At 50.9% G+C, this 16,646-nt stretch carries 13 protein-coding genes and 1 pseudogene; 5 read left to right on the top strand and 9 right to left on the bottom strand.

Going from position 1 to position 16,646, the window contains the following annotated elements:
* The first annotated feature begins 74 nt into the window (after positions 1–74).
* Positions 75–305 carry a YdbC family protein gene (locus C5O22_RS10940; protein WP_132781767.1) on the top strand — a complete coding sequence of 77 codons (231 nt, stop codon included), beginning with the start codon at positions 75–77 and terminating at the stop codon, positions 303–305.
* Between the two features lie 137 nt (positions 306–442).
* On the opposite strand, the gene rnhA is transcribed toward C5O22_RS10940, so the two are convergent.
* Both rnhA and C5O22_RS10950 read right to left on the bottom strand, forming a co-directional pair.
* Positions 443–907 (bottom strand): ribonuclease HI, encoded by a 465-nt coding sequence (rnhA, locus tag C5O22_RS10945; protein WP_132781769.1) that lies wholly within the window; start codon positions 905–907, stop codon positions 443–445.
* Positions 904–1,980 (bottom strand): 3-deoxy-7-phosphoheptulonate synthase, encoded by a 1,077-nt coding sequence (locus tag C5O22_RS10950; protein WP_132781771.1) that lies wholly within the window; start codon positions 1,978–1,980, stop codon positions 904–906. The genes rnhA and C5O22_RS10950 overlap by 4 nt, the downstream gene beginning before the upstream one ends.
* 318 nt (positions 1,981–2,298) lie before the next feature.
* On the opposite strand from C5O22_RS10950, the gene C5O22_RS10955 reads away from it, so the two are divergent.
* Entirely contained in the window at positions 2,299–2,985 is a 687-nt protein-coding gene (locus tag C5O22_RS10955) for a hypothetical protein (RefSeq protein WP_132781773.1), read from the top strand.
* 56 nt (positions 2,986–3,041) lie between these two features.
* Here C5O22_RS10955 and C5O22_RS13820 read toward each other — a convergent pair.
* The 3 genes and pseudogenes from C5O22_RS13820 to C5O22_RS10970 form a co-directional block, all read right to left on the bottom strand.
* Positions 3,042–3,381, bottom strand: a pseudogene (locus C5O22_RS13820) (transposase); the annotation flags it as partial.
* 95 nt (positions 3,382–3,476) lie between these two features.
* Positions 3,477–4,430 (bottom strand): hypothetical protein, encoded by a 954-nt coding sequence (locus C5O22_RS10965; protein ID WP_132781775.1) that lies wholly within the window; start codon positions 4,428–4,430, stop codon positions 3,477–3,479.
* An 86-nt stretch (positions 4,431–4,516) separates the two neighbouring features.
* Positions 4,517–4,879, bottom strand: a complete 363-nt coding sequence (locus C5O22_RS10970) for a hypothetical protein (RefSeq protein ID WP_132781777.1) — start codon at positions 4,877–4,879, stop codon at positions 4,517–4,519.
* Positions 4,880–4,994: 115 nt separating this feature from the next.
* On the opposite strand from C5O22_RS10970, the gene C5O22_RS10975 reads away from it, so the two are divergent.
* The 3 genes from C5O22_RS10975 (at position 4,995) to C5O22_RS10985 (ending at position 9,385) form a co-directional block, all read left to right on the top strand.
* The gene (locus tag C5O22_RS10975; protein ID WP_132781779.1) at positions 4,995–5,621 is read left to right on the top strand and encodes a cysteine peptidase family C39 domain-containing protein; all 627 of its coding nucleotides are present in this window, start codon (positions 4,995–4,997) and stop codon (positions 5,619–5,621) included.
* Positions 5,618–6,481, top strand: a complete 864-nt coding sequence (locus C5O22_RS10980) for a hypothetical protein (protein ID WP_132781781.1) — start codon at positions 5,618–5,620, stop codon at positions 6,479–6,481. Before C5O22_RS10975 ends, C5O22_RS10980 begins: the two co-directional genes overlap by 4 nt.
* Positions 6,482–6,994: 513 nt before the next feature.
* On the top strand, positions 6,995–9,385 hold the full coding sequence (locus C5O22_RS10985) for a glycoside hydrolase family 94 protein (RefSeq protein ID WP_132781783.1): 2,391 nt from the start codon (positions 6,995–6,997) through the stop codon (positions 9,383–9,385).
* Positions 9,386–9,469: 84 nt separating this feature from the next.
* Here the strand turns inward: C5O22_RS10985 and C5O22_RS10990 are convergent, their stop codons facing one another.
* The 4 genes from C5O22_RS10990 to C5O22_RS11005 are packed head-to-tail and all read right to left on the bottom strand — an operon-like array spanning position 9,470 to position 16,623.
* Positions 9,470–10,393, bottom strand: coding sequence for an MBL fold metallo-hydrolase (locus tag C5O22_RS10990; protein ID WP_132781785.1), 924 nt, complete (start codon positions 10,391–10,393; stop codon positions 9,470–9,472).
* A 38-nt stretch (positions 10,394–10,431) separates the two neighbouring features.
* Positions 10,432–11,295, bottom strand: a complete 864-nt coding sequence (locus C5O22_RS10995) for an HDOD domain-containing protein (RefSeq protein ID WP_243692930.1) — start codon at positions 11,293–11,295, stop codon at positions 10,432–10,434.
* Entirely contained in the window at positions 11,285–14,962 is a 3,678-nt protein-coding gene (locus C5O22_RS11000; RefSeq protein ID WP_132781789.1) for a tetratricopeptide repeat protein, read from the bottom strand. The genes C5O22_RS10995 and C5O22_RS11000 overlap by 11 nt, the downstream gene beginning before the upstream one ends.
* Positions 14,959–16,623 (bottom strand): fibronectin type III domain-containing protein, encoded by a 1,665-nt coding sequence (locus C5O22_RS11005; RefSeq protein ID WP_132781791.1) that lies wholly within the window; start codon positions 16,621–16,623, stop codon positions 14,959–14,961. The genes C5O22_RS11000 and C5O22_RS11005 overlap by 4 nt, the downstream gene beginning before the upstream one ends.
* Positions 16,624–16,646: the final 23 nt, after the last annotated feature.

A 16,646-nucleotide genomic window follows, 5' to 3' on the forward strand; every position in this document is an offset into this window, starting at 1 on the left:
GAAAAATAATGAGGCAGTGCGCCTACTTGTCAAAATATAAACAGATAGGTCAGAATTGACCGTAAGGAGTTTCCATGGCAGATATTACCTTCGAAATTCTTAAAACCTTCGGGGTGCTCTCGGAAGAACGGGGAGGATGGAAAAAGGAACTCAACCTGGTTTCCTGGAATGGTCGGGCCCCTAAACTCGACATCCGGGACTGGGCCCCGGATCACGAAAAAATGGGGAAGGGTATTACCCTCACGAAAGAAGAGGCCAAAAAGCTTATTGAACTGCTGCAGGGAGCGCTTCCATCCCTCGAATAACACCCAGGGAAGATTGCAAAAACGCCCGAACGCCCAAAGGGGGCTCATCATCCCCTGCCCCACTACTGCAATAGGTTACACGGGCGTACGCTAAACTTTTGAGAGTCTAACTGTCGTCTCGGAAAGGCTCTGATTAGTTACACGGCATCCCCTAAGCTTTTAATAGCCTCCTGGGTAAGGCGGTCTACCCGTTCGTTGTAAGGGTTCCCGGCGTGGCCCTTTACCCACCGCCAGGAAATAACAAGAAGGCTATTGAGGCGATCCAATTCTTCCCAGAGATCCCTGTTTTTAACCGGCTCCTTATTACTCGTTCTCCAGCCCCGGTTTTTCCATGCCTGAATCCACTCACTGATACCCTTTTGAACATACTGAGAATCGGTGTACAGTGTGATGGGGAGCCCCTGGAATTCTGACCGCTCAAGGACTCGGGTCAGGGCCGCCACGGTAGCGGAAAGTTCCATCCGATTGTTTGTTGTCTGGGGCTCGGCGCCCCAGCGCTCCTCCAACAGGGTACCCGCATCGTCTACAAGGCAGTAGGCCCAGCCTCCGGGCCCAGGGTTTCCCGAACAGCCCCCATCGGTAAATATGACAAGATGGTTCACCGCCGACCTTCCGAGCGCCAGGTAAGGGTGGGATCACTGGCAAGCCAGGCTTCTTCCAGCAGGGCCGCCGTTTCGTCCCATCCGATACAGGGGTCGGTTACAGAAACCCCATAGCGAAGCCCCTCTCCCCCCGGTGCAGGACTCTGACAGCCCGGTTCAAGGTTACTTTCCAGCATGAACCCCACCACAGGGGAATCTGCCTCCCTTCGCTGCACCAAAAGGTCCCGCAGGACCAGGGCCTGCCGTTCCGGCTTTTTCTCCGAATTCCCATGGCTACAATCAATTACGATAGAGGGGCGTAACCCCGCCTTTTTCATCCGTTCCGCCGCCTCTGCCACATGGAGCCGATCAAAGTTGGCGCCCCCTTTCCCTCCCCGGAGGATCAGATGACAATCGGGATTTCCCGTGGTCCGCATCACAATGGTGGTCCCTTCTTTGTCGATACCAACAAACGAATGGGGGCTACTGGCGGCTACAATAGCGTTGATAGCAATCTGCACGTCCCCATCGGTGGCGTTCTTAAACCCGATGGGCATGGAAAGCCCCGAGGCCATCTCTCGGTGGGTCTGAGATTCGGTGGTACGGGCTCCAATCGAGGCCCAGGAAATGAGTTCCGCAATATATTGAGGGATGATAGGATCCAGCATCTCACTTCCCGCGGGGAGCCCCATATCATTCAGTTGTACGAGCAAGCGCCGGGCAAGTCGAAGTCCCCGGGCAATATCGTAGCTATCATCCATGTTAGGGTCCACGATAAGTCCCCGCCAGCCCAGGGCGGTCCGGGGCTTTTCAAAATAGACCCGCATCACAATACAGAGCCGGTCCGCATACTTCTTTGCCAATTCCGCAAGGCGCCGACCATAGTCCAGGGCGGCCTCGGGGTCATGGATAGAACAGGGGCCCACAATGGCAAGGAGCCGTCGATCCTGGCCATGGATAATGTTGGTAATTTGCCGACGGGCCTCAAACACCACCCGGGCAGACTCATCCGTCATAGGGATTTCCCGGGCCAATTCTGCTGGCGAAATAAGCGGCGTTTCAGAAACGATCCGCAGGTTATTCGTTCGTATCATAGTGGGAAGATAAGGATACCCAATGAAAAAAGCTTAGACAAGTAGAGAAAGTCAAAACCAGAAGGAAAGAAGGAACAAAAGGAAGTCGAAAGGTGTGTCGCTCCTTTCGAGGGAAAGGGAGGGGCCCCTAGGGACCCCATGGCCGAATCGGCCGGTGAAAAATAAATAGAGGGGTATTCAGTCATCCCGAGATCCATTATAATAAAAAAACGAACCGAACCCGATGGGCACAAAAAAGATGGTCTATTTTTTTCATCCTACAGGAAGTATAGAGAGGGTTCGTATAATGGTTTTGTTTTATAGAGGGGAGACATACCAATGAAGATAATATTGGAAGGAATGTTGGCGAGCATAGTTTTGCTGTGCAGTTGTGGAACCCAGAGCTCAGAAAAAACCAAAGGACCAAATAAAGAGGTTATTAGTGAAAACACAACTGAAAATAGTGATGTCTATTCTATAGTTCTCAATAAAATAAGAGAACTCGATGCTGTCTCGAAAGACATACCTTACTCTGAACCGCTACCTGGTTTAAGAATAAGCAATAGAAGCACATATAATAACAATCCGCCTATTGATATTGTTTTCTATGTTTCCCATGAGATTGATGGTGTTCCACGAAATGTAGATTGCTATATTACCAATCTGGACAACATAGGTCTTACCTATTTTGGATCATTTGAGGCAATCCCTTTCGATGAAGACAAGGCGATTTCGGACATCTTTAGTAAAAGAAATACAGTACATAAGTACGACCTCATAATTCCAGATGGATGGGATTTTGGATTTGAAACCTATTATGTTGGTAGATCCTCAGAAATCGAGATTACCTATAATGATCGCTATTTATATTTAAGAAATATACTTCAAGATGAAATTACTCCATCTCAACTAACGGAAGAGGAGGAAGAACTCGAGGAGGATATAGGGCGAATAGTAAATGAAATCAAACGGTTTGCTGGTAGCAGAAGAGATCCTATACGCCTAAGGAATATTTACTATTTTTAATGTATTCAGGAGCCATCCCGAATTTTGTGTTTTCGGATTGAGTAATTGAGTGACTATATGGCGTTGGTTGTATAAATTGCTTTACGGATTGGTTCTGGGTATTTGAAAAAGGAGATAAGCTCTGGCCAGCGGTTGTGCCAGGAGCGGGACATCATGGGATACTTCGAATCCCACCGTTGGGCAAATTGCTCAAGCTCTTGCGCAGCAGCTTCTTCACTAGCTGCCGTATACACCTTTTTGCCATCATCTCTCATTGAGAACCAATGCATCGAGAAACACGATAGGATAGATCGGCTCACGGCTTCTCTTTCGCCAGCTATCCAGCAGTTCTTTTACTGAATCAGTAGCATGACTAATGCGTTCGGGGAATACATCAACTCCGTAAATCTCTTTAAGTAGTATAACCGTTTACACAAAATTTGTTACAGGCTCTTTGAACTTTTCTTTTATTGTTTGCATAATTTGTCTCCTTTACAATTGAATATAAGAATTTAATTTCTCTTATTAGGAACAATAACGGTAACCTCGCTATCTCTAAAATTAAAAATCCAATTAAACTGGCAAATAAACTCCATGCCAGCTAAAAGTTGTTGGTACGAAAAAAAATTCTTAAACGAGACTATTCTGTAAACTGGAAAATAAGTTACTACTATGTTTCCAATCCTTATATCGATTATATCTTTCTTAACAACATGTTTTATTTCTTTACCTGATGTATAGAAAGTTCTTTCTTCTGCTCTTTCTTTTGATAATAGTAAACCAAATTCATATTTTAACACATATCCATCACTTCCCGTGTCAATTAGCATACGATCATCATGATTTTCAAGTATTATTGGAATTTCTGAGGTTTGACTAATCGGCACTGTTGTTACTAACGTTGCATTATAGATTGGTATTTCTTCTTTATTTCTTAGCAAAAGCATTTTCTTATTCTCAAAATCAAGAATCATAATAAAATTGTTTAAGATGTTTCTACCGATAACTCCATCGATGGCATAGCCAACCGCTTTTGAATATTCTGACAAAGCAATATTTTTATCATCTACAAACCATTCTATTTCTTCTCCCTTGTAAGGACCAATAACAAAAGGTTCGTAAGTTACAATTCGTGGATAAAATCTTATGTTCAATCGAGAACCACTATAATAAATAGGTAAAAGAAATTGATTCTTTTTTATTTTTATACCATCAATTACATAGGATAAAAGGTAACTATCGGTAGATCCAGTATCGATAAGTAAATGTATTTTTTTTGAACCCAATAGTGCTTCGATAACTATAGGTTTATCTTTTTCTAGAGGGTTTGTAAATGATGAATTAGAGGTTATATTTTCCCATTTACCACCACTACATGGATAGGGTATATAGCTCCCGATTATTAATACAAAGAATAGTACTAAGAACACTATTATGAAAAAGAAGAGAACGTGTTTTATTTTCATTATAGTTAGACCTCAAATGAGCTTTAACCAAGATAAGCTCTCTAGAAGTTTTGATTACTAGAGAGCTTAGACTATCAAAAAACTTTTTAATAGGTTATTCTCCCACCTTTACGTTTCTCACCAGAGATACTATCTCTGTTTCTGTTGCTAGTACTACTAGCTGACTCTTTTTTTACCCACTTTTCGGTCACTTGTTCTTTATAAAAACCTATATCGATTGATCGAACAATGGTCACTTCTTTTTTTTCATAATCCCTGTTTAGATCACGCTGACCCATTCCCCCTTTCACCGCTGCACTATCCTGTTCCCCCAGCGCTATCCCCTCTACATCCGCGAAGGCTACAGCGGCCGCAGTCTGTTGGGGCGCCGATCCCGGAACAGGCATCTCCGCCATCACCATACTAGCACCTAATAACAGCACCAGTAAAGACGCAATTACCTTTTTCATTATAGCACCTCCAGAAAAATTTTGTACTTCTGGCCAGAAGATGACTTGATTATACCCCCCCCCCCCCGTGTTATTGTCAAGTCAAAAAATTATTTTGTGTCATTCTGGAGGTACTATGGCGGGGATTCTTTCTTTTCTTTTACTCCTTCAGCAAGTGCAGAGTCTTGAAACCCTGCGCTTCTCCGACGTGGCCGAGCAGGGTTATGATACCTCTTGTGGCCTTTCAGTCCTTTCGGACCTGGTGTCCCGCTACTGGAACTATTCCCTTTCAGAAGAAACTCTCGTATTTGAATGGCTTAGTATGAGGCCATCCTCGGAGCAGCCCCATACAAGCGACACCGGAAGAAACGAAGAGGACTACACCATCTCCTTTAAGGATATGCAGGATCTTTTGGCCCGCCATGGTTTTGTATCCAGGGGCTTTCGTTTTAGTTATGACCAGCTTGTAAAGGCCGCTCGGTCTTACGCTCCGCTCATTCTCCATTTTGCAGACCAGGAGGGACACTTTGTGCTCTGCCTTGCGGCAGAGGAGGACCTCCTCGTGATTGCCGATCCCGCAGAGGGGGTGTATTGGCTTAGCCGGGACGCTCTCCTTTCCCGGTGGCAGGGCTATGCTCTTTTGGTCCAGCATCCCACGCTTCTTAAAAACCAACCCGCCCTTGAAAGAACAGTACAGGAAGCCCATTCACGGGAAGAAAGTTTACAATTCCTTTCGAGGATCCATCGAGGAGGATACCGATGAATCAGAGAACTTTCACAAGGCTTCTCGCCACCTATCGGGTTTTTCTTGGTATGATATGGCTATTACGTCTAGCCCCTTCCCTCGAAAGCCAGGAAGCACCCCACAACCGTCTGGCGGTTCAAGAAAAGCGACCCTGGCAAAGTACCCTGGGCGCAGGACTTACAGTGCTTCCCATCATGCAGGGAGATACCCAGGCGATACTTTGTCTTGAATCCTCGGCAGATCTCCTGCTCAACCAGCGTTGGTACTTATCCCTTGGCTTTCCTCTCTATCTCCGCCTGCCCCTTACTACCACTGATATGGTTTCTCCTGTCATTGTTCAGGGAGATGCAAACATAGAAGCTACCTGGATAGGTCATACGAACCGGGGAGAGCATCGTCTTGGAACAAGCTGGACTTTCCCTACGGGGGTAAACGAAGGGGTCGCAGCCCAAGACGATACCATTCAGACCGGAGGCCTCCTTCACTACGTGGACATTTTTTGGCAGTATACCCGCTACACCGATCCGATAAGCCTTACGCTGGGACTCCGTCTTGGAACAAGCCTCCCGGGAAGCCGTGAGGGAACTCCCTACTGGGAACCTTTCTCTGTTGGACTTACTACGGGCCTCATGATGTTGATAAACCGGTCGGTTGCCCTGCAGACTCGCCTGATCCAGGGACTTGCTCTTCCACCCCGCTCAGGGGACCAGTGGCTTTCTACAACTATGAACTACGACGCTCGCCTGAGTGGTGGCCTGTGGTACACTGACCAGGAACATACCCTTTCCCTGGACCTAAGTCACAATATGGCACAGCCCCTCGAAGGTCTGACGATTTCTTTCCGGTATTCTTATACGGTAAAACCTAAGGAGCCGTAAAAATTCTATGGGGTTCTTTCTTTAAAACTTTAAATTCAAGAATATTTTAAAGTGAAACTGGTAAGTAAACAGACATGATACCCCCCTGGGCCTACCCCGATCCAACGGATAGGGATGATAAAAAATGATACTAAAATCTACCTGCCGCATCTTACGGATACCATTATATAAATACAGAGTGACGCGGGACTTGAAATATATTCTCAAAGCTTAGAAGTAAGAGTAGATAATAGTAAATTTACCGTAAGGGTTCGTTGCTCAAAAATTCATCGAAAGAAAAACGGTTTATTAAGTATCCTAACAAAATAAGCGGGATTTGGCCCGAAACAATGACCGCAAAGGAAACGGCTATCTGCTCCAGTATTTCTAATTGCCCCCGTTATGTTCCGCCTTAGTTTACATTTTTCAATTAACTCCTTGACAAAAAACCGGTTTCCGGCCTAACACTATACGGAAGATGAACAGTCCATCACAGTTACTCGAAAGACGTTTTGCCTTAACAAAGGAGGTCCCATGCAATTTGGCTACTTTGATGATGAACACAAGGAATACGTGATTACCCGTCCCGACACCCCCACATCCTGGAGCAATTATCTGGGAGATACGACCTTTGGAGCGGTCATCACGAACAACGCCGGGGGCTATGGGTTTTACCGATCCGGCGCCCGGGGAAGATACTTACGGCTCCGTTTCAACAGCATTCCCATGGACCAACCGGGGCGATACTTCTATATTCGTGACCGGGACACCGGCGATTACTGGAGTGCCAGCTGGCAACCGGTTGGCAAACCTTTAAGCGAGTATCAATCCACCTGTCGCCATGGGACTGCCTATACTACCATCGAAAGTGTCTATAAGGGGATCCGCTCAGAATCCCTCTATTTTATTCCCCTGGGACAGACCTTTGAATACTGGCGTCTTACCCTGAAAAACGAGGGTCCTACCCCCCGACGACTTTCGGTGTTCACCTACTGTGAATTTACCAACCAGTGGATTACTGAACAGGACCAGGTGAACCTGCAATATTCCCTCTTCATCGTTAAAGGACAACGGGAAGGGGCCTTTCTTCGTATTTCAATCCACGACAACCTGAACGAGCAACATCCGGATAACCCCGGCGATGCGGGGATGAATGCCTGGATGACCCTGGTGGGGGCTCCTCTTGCGGGCTTTGATACGAGCCGGGAATCCTTTATCGGCACCTACGGTTCATACCAGCGTCCTGCGGCCCTGGAACGGGGTTCCTGCGGGAATTCAGAGGCCTATGGGGACAATGCCTGTGGGTCCCTTCAGGTAGAGCTGGAACTTGCACCGGGAGAAAGCAAAACCCTTTTGGTGATGCTTGGTATCGGTGATGCCCGAACGGAAGGGAAAAAACGATATCAAGAATACGGTAGTCTTGAACGGTGCGAACAGGAATTGGGGGCCCTCAAAAAGGTATGGCATGGGCGGCTGGGAAGCATGACGGTCCACACCCCCGACGAGGATATCAATCATACCGTGAATGTGTGGGGCCTGTACAATTGTCTTATCACCTTTGCCTGGTCCCGGGCGGCGAGCCTCGTGTACAACGGGGAACGGGATGGGCTAGGTTTCCGGGACTCTGTGCAGGATATTCTGGGGGTTGTCGCGGCCATTCCCGAAATGGCCCGGGAACGGCTCGAATTGATGCTCTCGGGCCAGCTATCCAATGGCGGGGCAATTCCGGTGATCAAGCCCTTTGAGCATCGGCCGGGTCATGAAAAGGCCCCGCCGGCAGAGGAATTCCGGTCCGACGACTGTCTCTGGTTTTTCAACGCGGTGCCCGCCTACGTGGCAGAAACGGGGGATTTCGATTTCTACAAGAAGGTTATTCCCTACGCGGATCAGGGCTCCGATACCGTCTTCGGGCACCTGAAGCGGGCCCTGCTGTTCAACCTTGAACGGCGGGGGGCCCACGGCATCCCCTGTGGTCTTTCGGCGGACTGGAACGACTGTCTTCGGCTGGGATATCGGGGAGAAAGTCTCTTTGTGGCCTTTCAGGTCCGATTGGGGCTGACGGTGTACGCGGACATTGCCCATCGGCTCGGGGAAATTCAGGAAGAACAATGGGCCCTGGAGAAGCGGGACGAGATCGATCGGGCTATTCAAAAACACTGCTGGGACGGAAACTGGTTTATCTGGGCTATCACAGAAAATGGAACAGTGTATGGAACCAAGGACTACGAAGAAGGGCAGGTGTACCTGAATACCCAGGTATGGGCGGTAATTTCAGGGGCCGCCACCCCAGAGCAGGCAGAAAAAGCCATGGCTACGGTAAAAGAAAAGCTTGCCACACCATACGGCCTTATGCTCTGTGCCCCGCCCTTTAGGAAAACCACGGTGGATGTCATGCGGGCGGTGGTATTCCTGCAGGGTATAAAAGAAAATGCGGGGATCTTTAACCACACCCAGGGCTGGGGAATCATCGCAGAAACCCTGCTTGGCCATGGGGACCAGGCCTATGCCTACTGTAAAGCGGCCCTACCGGCAGCCTATAATGACCGGGCAGAAATCCGGCAGAGCGAGCCCTACGTTCAGGCCCAGACAACCTATTCCATTTATTCACCCCGCCCAGGGAACACCCGTGTATCCTGGCTTACCGGGGCGGCAGCCTGGACCTATTACAGCCTCACCCAGTACATCCTCGGCATTCGGCCCGAATATGAGGGGCTTCGCATCGATCCCTGTATTCCCTCTCATTGGAAGGGCTTTACGGTGGAACGGCGGTTCCGGGGGAAAAACCTTACCATCCGCGTAGAAAATCCGCAGGGGGTATGCAAAGGGGTTAAAGAGGTATACCTCAACGGTACAAAACTCCAGGACAACCTGGTGCGCCCTGAATTGCTGGGCCCCACCAATGAAATAGTTGCCCTCATGGGCTAAATCGGGAAATTAGTGGGTCGCCGGGTAAAGTTTCTTGAATCCCGGCGCTCCCCTCAAGGGTTAACCGAGAGGATAAAGAAGAGCCTATTCATCGGCCCGGACCACAAGTCCCTCCCGGGCCATCATAAGCTGAAGGGATGTGCGCCCCGCTATAATCTTCTGATACTGGCTTTCAAGATACTGAAGTTGCCGGTCGGTCCGGTTGGGGTCATGGTGAAACAGAACGAGTTTCCGCACCCGGGCTCGATGGGCCGCGTTAATAGCATGTTCATAGTAACTATGGCCCCAGCCAACCTTACCCGTCTCGTACTCTTTCTTCGTGTATTGGGTATCATGGATAAGCACATCCGCCCCCTGATAGAAACGATCCACCTTTTCGTTTTCTTCTTTAGCGGCAAGTTCCCCTTCCCGGGCGGCATCTTCGTTATAGGAAGGATCGTCAGGATCGGTGGGGAAAAGGTTCCGGAAGGGTTCATGATCATAGGTGGTAACAATCGAATGCCCCTGGTATTCAAAGCGATACCCCAGGCACAAAATAGGATGATTCAGATACTTGGTAATCACCCGGAGTCCCCCACCGAGATCGATGGTGGTCTCTTTTAATTGATCATATTCGATGTGGGCCGCCAGTTCACTCTGACGAACCGGCCAGTACCGATAGGAAAGCTGAGCCCCAATAATCGACTCCAGGGTCTCATCCTCGTACGAAACGGGACCCCGGATCCGCAACCGTGTAGAGGGAATAAAAATGGGCGTAAACATGGGGAACCCCATGATATGGTCCCAGTGGGTATGGGTGATAAAGATATCCGCATCGATGGGGCCCTTCTTAAAATCATTGGCCATAAGCCAATCGCCCAGGGGCTTGATACCCGTTCCCAGATCTACAATGATAAGGCGCTCATCGGCCCGAATTTCTAAACAGGACGTGTTCCCCCCATATCGAACCGTCATCGGTCCCGGACAGGGTATCGATCCCCGATCTCCCCAAAAACGTACAGTAAACATCGTTCCTCCCGGTACACCAGTCAGGACGAGGCCCGGTCCTACTCAATCTTAAGAAACACCTGGGCCTTTTCTATCTCCTTATTCACCTGTCCTTCAATCTCTTCAAAAATGGTTCGGTCAATTCCCAGATATTCCCATACTACCCCGTCAAGTTTTTCGGGGTACCGATTCCCAGAAAACCCGATTTCCATCATACTCGCAAAACGGTTGGCTACGACCACACCGTACAATACATCTTTATACGGGCCCGAATAGTCTTGATAGGCATGATGATAGGCAATCGTATCACCCACCGCCCCCTCAAGTCGCCAGGCCTTAGCAATTCGCTGTCCTACCTCTGTGTGGTCGGCCCCAAAAACCCGCTGTTCCGCCACATGAAGGGAAATTCGTTCCCGGTCTGCGATAGCCAGGGTATTCACATACTCAGTGGGGAACACCGCATTAAAGGGTATCTTTCCAATATCATGGAGCAATCCCGCCGCAAAGTATTCTTCCATCAATTTAGGGTCTACCCCCCGCTTCTTAGCTATCATCTTTGCGGCCACTCCCACACAGAGGGAATGACGCCAGAACCCATCCATCTCAAGGGCCTGGAAGTCCTTTCGACTGGTAAGATTCCGCAGGACCGCACTGGATAGGGCCAGGTTTTTCACCGTGTTGATACCGAGCATGATAATAGCCCGTACCAGGCTTGTTACCTGCTGTCCAAGCCCATAGTAGGCAGAGTTAATCAACTTTAGAACCCGTCCAACCAGGACCGGATCAAGGGAAATAACCTGGTTCAAATCGGCAGGGCTTGTGCGGGGGTTGTTACAGACCTCCAGCACCTTGGCCACCGTGGTGGGAAGACTCGGCATACTTTTGATGTAGTTATCTATTTTTCGCTCAACCTCAGGTGTCACGGGTTCCTCCCTTACCATTCAGATTCTTTAACACCTTTTCCAATTTTTTCCCCATTACCTGGGAAAGATCCGGATCCGGAAGATTCCCCGCCATGGATCGAAGATACCGAAGGGTCTCTGAAACCGGCGGAAGCCCCTGTGCACCCCCCCGGGAAGCCCGCGGGACTTCTTCCGTTTTCTCTTTTATAATCCGCTCTTCGGCCTTTCTGAGTAAGCCCCCCTGTCCTTCGAGCTTTTCCATTACATATTCCATTTTTAATCGGGCTTCGCTCCGTTGAAATGCCCGCTTTTGCTCTTCCGGGAGTTGTTCCGTAAGTTCCTTAAGGTACCGGAAAAGTTCCAACGGCGGTGGAGCAGGAGACTTCCCCTCATAGGGTCTTTCTGCTTCAGGGGATATTCCTGTTGGAGAAGAAGGGGTATCAGGACCCGCCTCTACACTTGGAGAACCCACCGATTCCTCCGGTGAGGGCACCCTACTAGCAGGGCCGACAGGTGATTGGGGCTCCTCTCGAGGAGAAAAGGAAGGCCTCTGAGAGAGAGGAGACAGAGCAGAGTCCCCCTCAGGGGCACGAGAAGAAGGGGGGCCCTCTTCCATCGGAATGCCAGAAAGCATAGGGGAACCCTCCGCTTCTTCCTCTTCCTTTTCCAATCGATCGAGTTCTCTCTCTTCCGCGAGAAGATCCTCAAGGGAGGGAAGTTCCTCCATCCCCGCTTCCAGATCCAGGGGCTCTTCCTCCAGAGGAGGAAGGGGTTCCTGGACGTCCTGAAGGCCCCCTTCGTCTTCAAAAAGAAGAGCCTCGTCCCAGAGGTCACTGTCTTCCAATTCAGGGAAGAGGTCATCCGGCAAGGGTTCGGTGTATTCCGGGGCATTCTCCAACTCATCAGGGAAGTTTTCCGATTCCGGCAGGTTCTCTTCTGCTTCCGGTAAAGGCTCTAGTTGGTCTACCGTACTGTCCTCTCCCTCTGGTAAAAGTTCCGGTTCTTCGGCACTTTGGTCCTCCGGTTCCAGAGATACGGTTTCTAATGGCAGGTTTGCCTCGGGCTCTTCAAGGACCGAATCGGAGAGTTCCGCCGCCGAAAGGGGTTCTTCTTCTAGAGGTTCTTCCAGGGCTTGTGGGGTCTCTGTTCCCTCATCTTCAGGGGATAGCCAATTTTCCCCATCCAATTCTTCTTCCAGGGGTTCAATCTCTTCTAAAGGAATATCATCTAACGAAAGGTCCCCTTCTTCCTCCTCTATATCCGGCAACGGCGGAAGGATGGGCTCCTCTTCGTCGCTCATAGGCAACGGTTCTTGCTCAGACAGAGGCTCTTTCGGGCCCTTTTCTGGCATTCCCCGGGAAGGAGGAGAAGGACGCCCCGAGGGAGACGATGCGGGAGAGGAGGGAGAAAAAGGCGGAGCATAGTCCAACGGTCCTGGTCGAAAATCAGCGGGGGGCGTGTAGGAAGGAGGCTGCACAGGGGGCGCCGCCATAGGGGGCGGCCCATATGAGGGGGAAGGCGCCGATGGGTAAGGTCCCGGAGGAGGAGGAGGAGGAGACAGTTGATATGCCGGGGCAGGTGAAGGACTCGAAGGAGTCACCCCCGAAAAGGGCTGAGCAGGGGACCCACTCCCCAGGGGAGGAAACGCCGCCGGGCCCATATTCGGTTGGGGAGGAATGGAAGAAACAATGGGGGGGAAGGAAACTGGCGGGACCATATTCCCCGAATACGGAAAAGAACCTGGCTGTCCCGGGAACTCCCCGGGGGGATTTTCCGGCGGCACCCTTTCTTTTTGCGGGGGTCTCGGGGGAAGGTCCTCTGAAAGAGCCTCGGCGCCGGCATCTCCGGGCGGTTCTCCTTCCGAGGAAAAAGGCGCCCCTTCCCTTTCCCCTCCTTCTTCCCGGGGGGACCCTTCCACTAATCCAGCCCAGCTATCACGAGGAAGGGGTTCTTCTTCGGGGAGGGTGAACGTATCCTCCGGCACAACCTCTTCTTCTTCCGGTTCTGGCTCTTCGATGGTCTCCACATCTTCTATAAAAAGGGTGTCCGCATCTTCTTCTATACTCACCTTTTCTGTGGTTCCCAACAGCAGCGTATCCAGTTCCGGCTCTTCTTCCGGAACTTGTTCCGCCAAACGGCTCACGTTCTTTTTCCAGATATCCGTCAGGGAACCCGCATACTGGCGAATTATTTTTTCATACATCTCAAGGGAGGCATTTAAATCACTAATGTCTTCGGGGGTGGCCCGCTTTCCCTGGAGATTGATAAGGGCATCCACCGTTCGCAGGGCCCGTTCCACATTGCCCGTTTTTTCCTGCAACTGGGCAAGGCTCGCCAGGGCTTCCGTATCATGGGGATTCTGGCGAACCAGTTCCTCTAGAATCTGGATGGCATGAGGATAATGCCCCATTTCTCCATAGAGCCGGGCAAGAAGGAATTTTGCATCCCTATCCTGGGGTCTTTTTTGAAGATAGGAAAGCAACCGCTGTTCTGCCTCAGGGTACTGATGATTCTGAAAATGAAGATCCGCGAGGTCAAGATAAAAAGAATAATTGGTGGGATCTATCTGTAAAATCTTTTCAAAGATCTTCTGGGCTTCGCTGGTTTTTCCAATGGCCCGCAGGGCCACCCCTTTTATCCGGAGGGCCTGAACGTTCCGTTCGTCCCATTCCAGGGCCCGCTCGGCCTGTTCCAGCGCCTCAGGATAGCGCTGTAACTTCAGGTACAACGACGCCAGCCGAAGGCGTACTTCGATACTATCGGGAACTAACTTTACCAGCCGCTCTAGTTCTACCAGGGCATCACCCAATTTACCCACCGATTCAAGGGCATACTCCAGATTCACCACCGCCTTTACCGAATGGGGATCCAGTTCAAGGGCCTGGCGATACTCCCGGATGGCCTCTTCAAAATTTCCCTCGTCGGCAAAGATAAGGCCCCTATTGTTGTGGGCCTCCGCATTATCCGGATCGATAGCGAGGATCCGTCGAAAACCCTCCAGGGCCTCCCGATGATGGCCCTGTTTATATTGAATCAGGGCCAGGTTGTTCATCGCTTCTATCCAGCCTGGCCGGGCCCGGAGGGCCGCCTCGTATTCCGCGGCGGCCCTATCCAGCTGCCCCTGGGCTTCCAAGGCAATACCGTAATTAAAATGGAGGGTTGGATTGTTTCTATCTAAACTAAGCCCCTTCTTGTACACCTCACAGGCCCGGTCCCATTCGTGGAGCTTTTCGTACATGGTTCCCAGGTTGTTGTAGGCCGGGATATACCGGTTATCCAGCTCTATCACCCGGGCATAGGCCATGGCCGCGGCCTTGTAGTTGTGGGTCTGCTTGTAAATATTGGCCATGTTGTAGTGGAGTTCCACCCGGCCAGGATCGAGTTCCAGGGCCTTTTCGAGCATGTCCAAGGCTTCGGTGAAGCGTTCCTGACGCCGGTAGATTACCGCCAGATTATTCAGGGCCTCCAGATCCCGGGGGTTTTCTGCAAGGAGTTCCTTAAAAATTTTCTCCGCCTCAGCGTGCTTTTCTTCCTTTGCAAGGGTAATTCCCAAGAGAAGGCGGGCTTCCCGCGAAGGAGGATTCTGTTGAAGATAGAGGAGGAGCAACCGTTCCGCTTCCCGATAATCTCCCAGGCGAAACGCACCCCGGGCTCGTTCCCACAGGCTTTGTATGTCAACGGAACTCATGGTTCAATCCTTCCGGGACGTGCAGCAACTTCCCGAGAAAGTTCTCCCTCCTGGGGAGGCTGGGCGCTATCGTAGGCCGCCACAGCAAAATAGTACACCCGCCCATTCTGCAATCCTTCGATTACCACGCTCGTTGTAGGTCCCAGCCGAATGGGGGACGGGCCCTGCGCTGCATCGGTTCCAAAATATTCTCCGCTGGCCATTCCATAGTATACCACATATCCCGCCACATCGGTATCCGCGCTGGGCTTCCACCGAAGCTCTACCGCACCGTTCCGCGGAATAGCCACCAGTTGAGACGGCGGCGGTGGGGGCCTATCAGGCTCATAGGAAAGTCGTATTTCCTGTAAGGAAGGGCTCTGTTTCCCATCAGAAGAAGCGTAGAATTCGGCCCGAATTTGCACATAGCGGCCTCGAGGAAACTCCGAACCCAGCGGGATACCGGGACGAACCGGGATCCATTCCTTTTCTCCCCCTTCAATCGGGGCATCTAACATCCGTACATAGAGACGTATTTCCGGAGCCAGCCATGGGGTGGAAGAAACGCCCCGATCCTCTATTTTAGGATAGGCTATGGCATCGAGGCGCAGAAGGCGGGAATTGGGAAACCCCAGATCAAGGGGCCGGCTCACCACATAGCCCCCCGCCGGAGGCAGTCGGGAGAGCACGGGCCGTTCCACATAGACAGAGTGAATGACCACCTCATCCATAGCCCCCGTATACCGTTGCCCCAGGATGAATTCGCCACTCCGGCCCACCAGGGGAGCATACAGGGTACCCCCTTCCCGACCTGTAGAGGTGGTATACGCGACCCCCTCAATCTGGCCATTCACCAGGTATTCCAGGAGACCCGTTTTTGCTTCATAACGAATTAAATGATGGGACCAGCTCTTAGGGAGGGGAGTCGTAAGACCCCGCAGGGATATGGTAGTTCCCTGCCGTTCATCGGGGGAGACAAAGAAGTCCTGAAAAATCCATTCCAACCGATTTCTCGTTATCTGGCAGCGGATCCGCTGGAACACCTGCTTCCCATCCGGCCTTTGATGAATACCACTCCAGTCCAGAATTTGCTGCCCATTTTCCATCGTATAGGGGTACAACCAGAATTCGATAGAAAAGTCCTCGATCCGCCGGGGGCCCCTAAACAGAGCATCCTGACGGGGAAACACCTTTATCCCCACCGAAGCAGTCAGAGAGTTCCCCCCCAACGCCCCCTGGATATTCCCGCTTCCCCCCCCGGGATTTCCCTGGGGATTTCCGCTGCTTGTTCCGGCACCTCCCTGGTTTTCCTCCAGGGCCCCAAAGACAGCTACCCCGGCACCGCGCCAGGCCTGGGAACTGCCGCCGGCCAGCACCGAAGAACTCACCACCAGGTCATAACGCCCCTGTTGATCTCGATACTGAGATGGGACCGGCTCATCAAAGGAAAGGGCCAGATCCACCGTAGGCGAAAGCGATGCTCCCTCAGAAACCGAAGAAAGGACCAAAAAGGAAGAGCCCCCTCGCACTTCTTCCCGGACTCCCCACCGTTCCTGGACCAGGGACCACCCCTCTTTTCCACCCAGACGAAGAACTGGATACTGCTGGGCCACCGCCAGCGGAACCATGAGAAAAAAAGAAATTGCCAGTACCCCTCCAAGGGCTATGCTCTGTCGCTTCATCTATCGTATCTTATAGTATATCG

Source organism: Treponema sp. J25 (genome assembly GCF_004343725.1).
GTDB lineage: Bacteria > Spirochaetota > Spirochaetia > Treponematales > Breznakiellaceae > J25.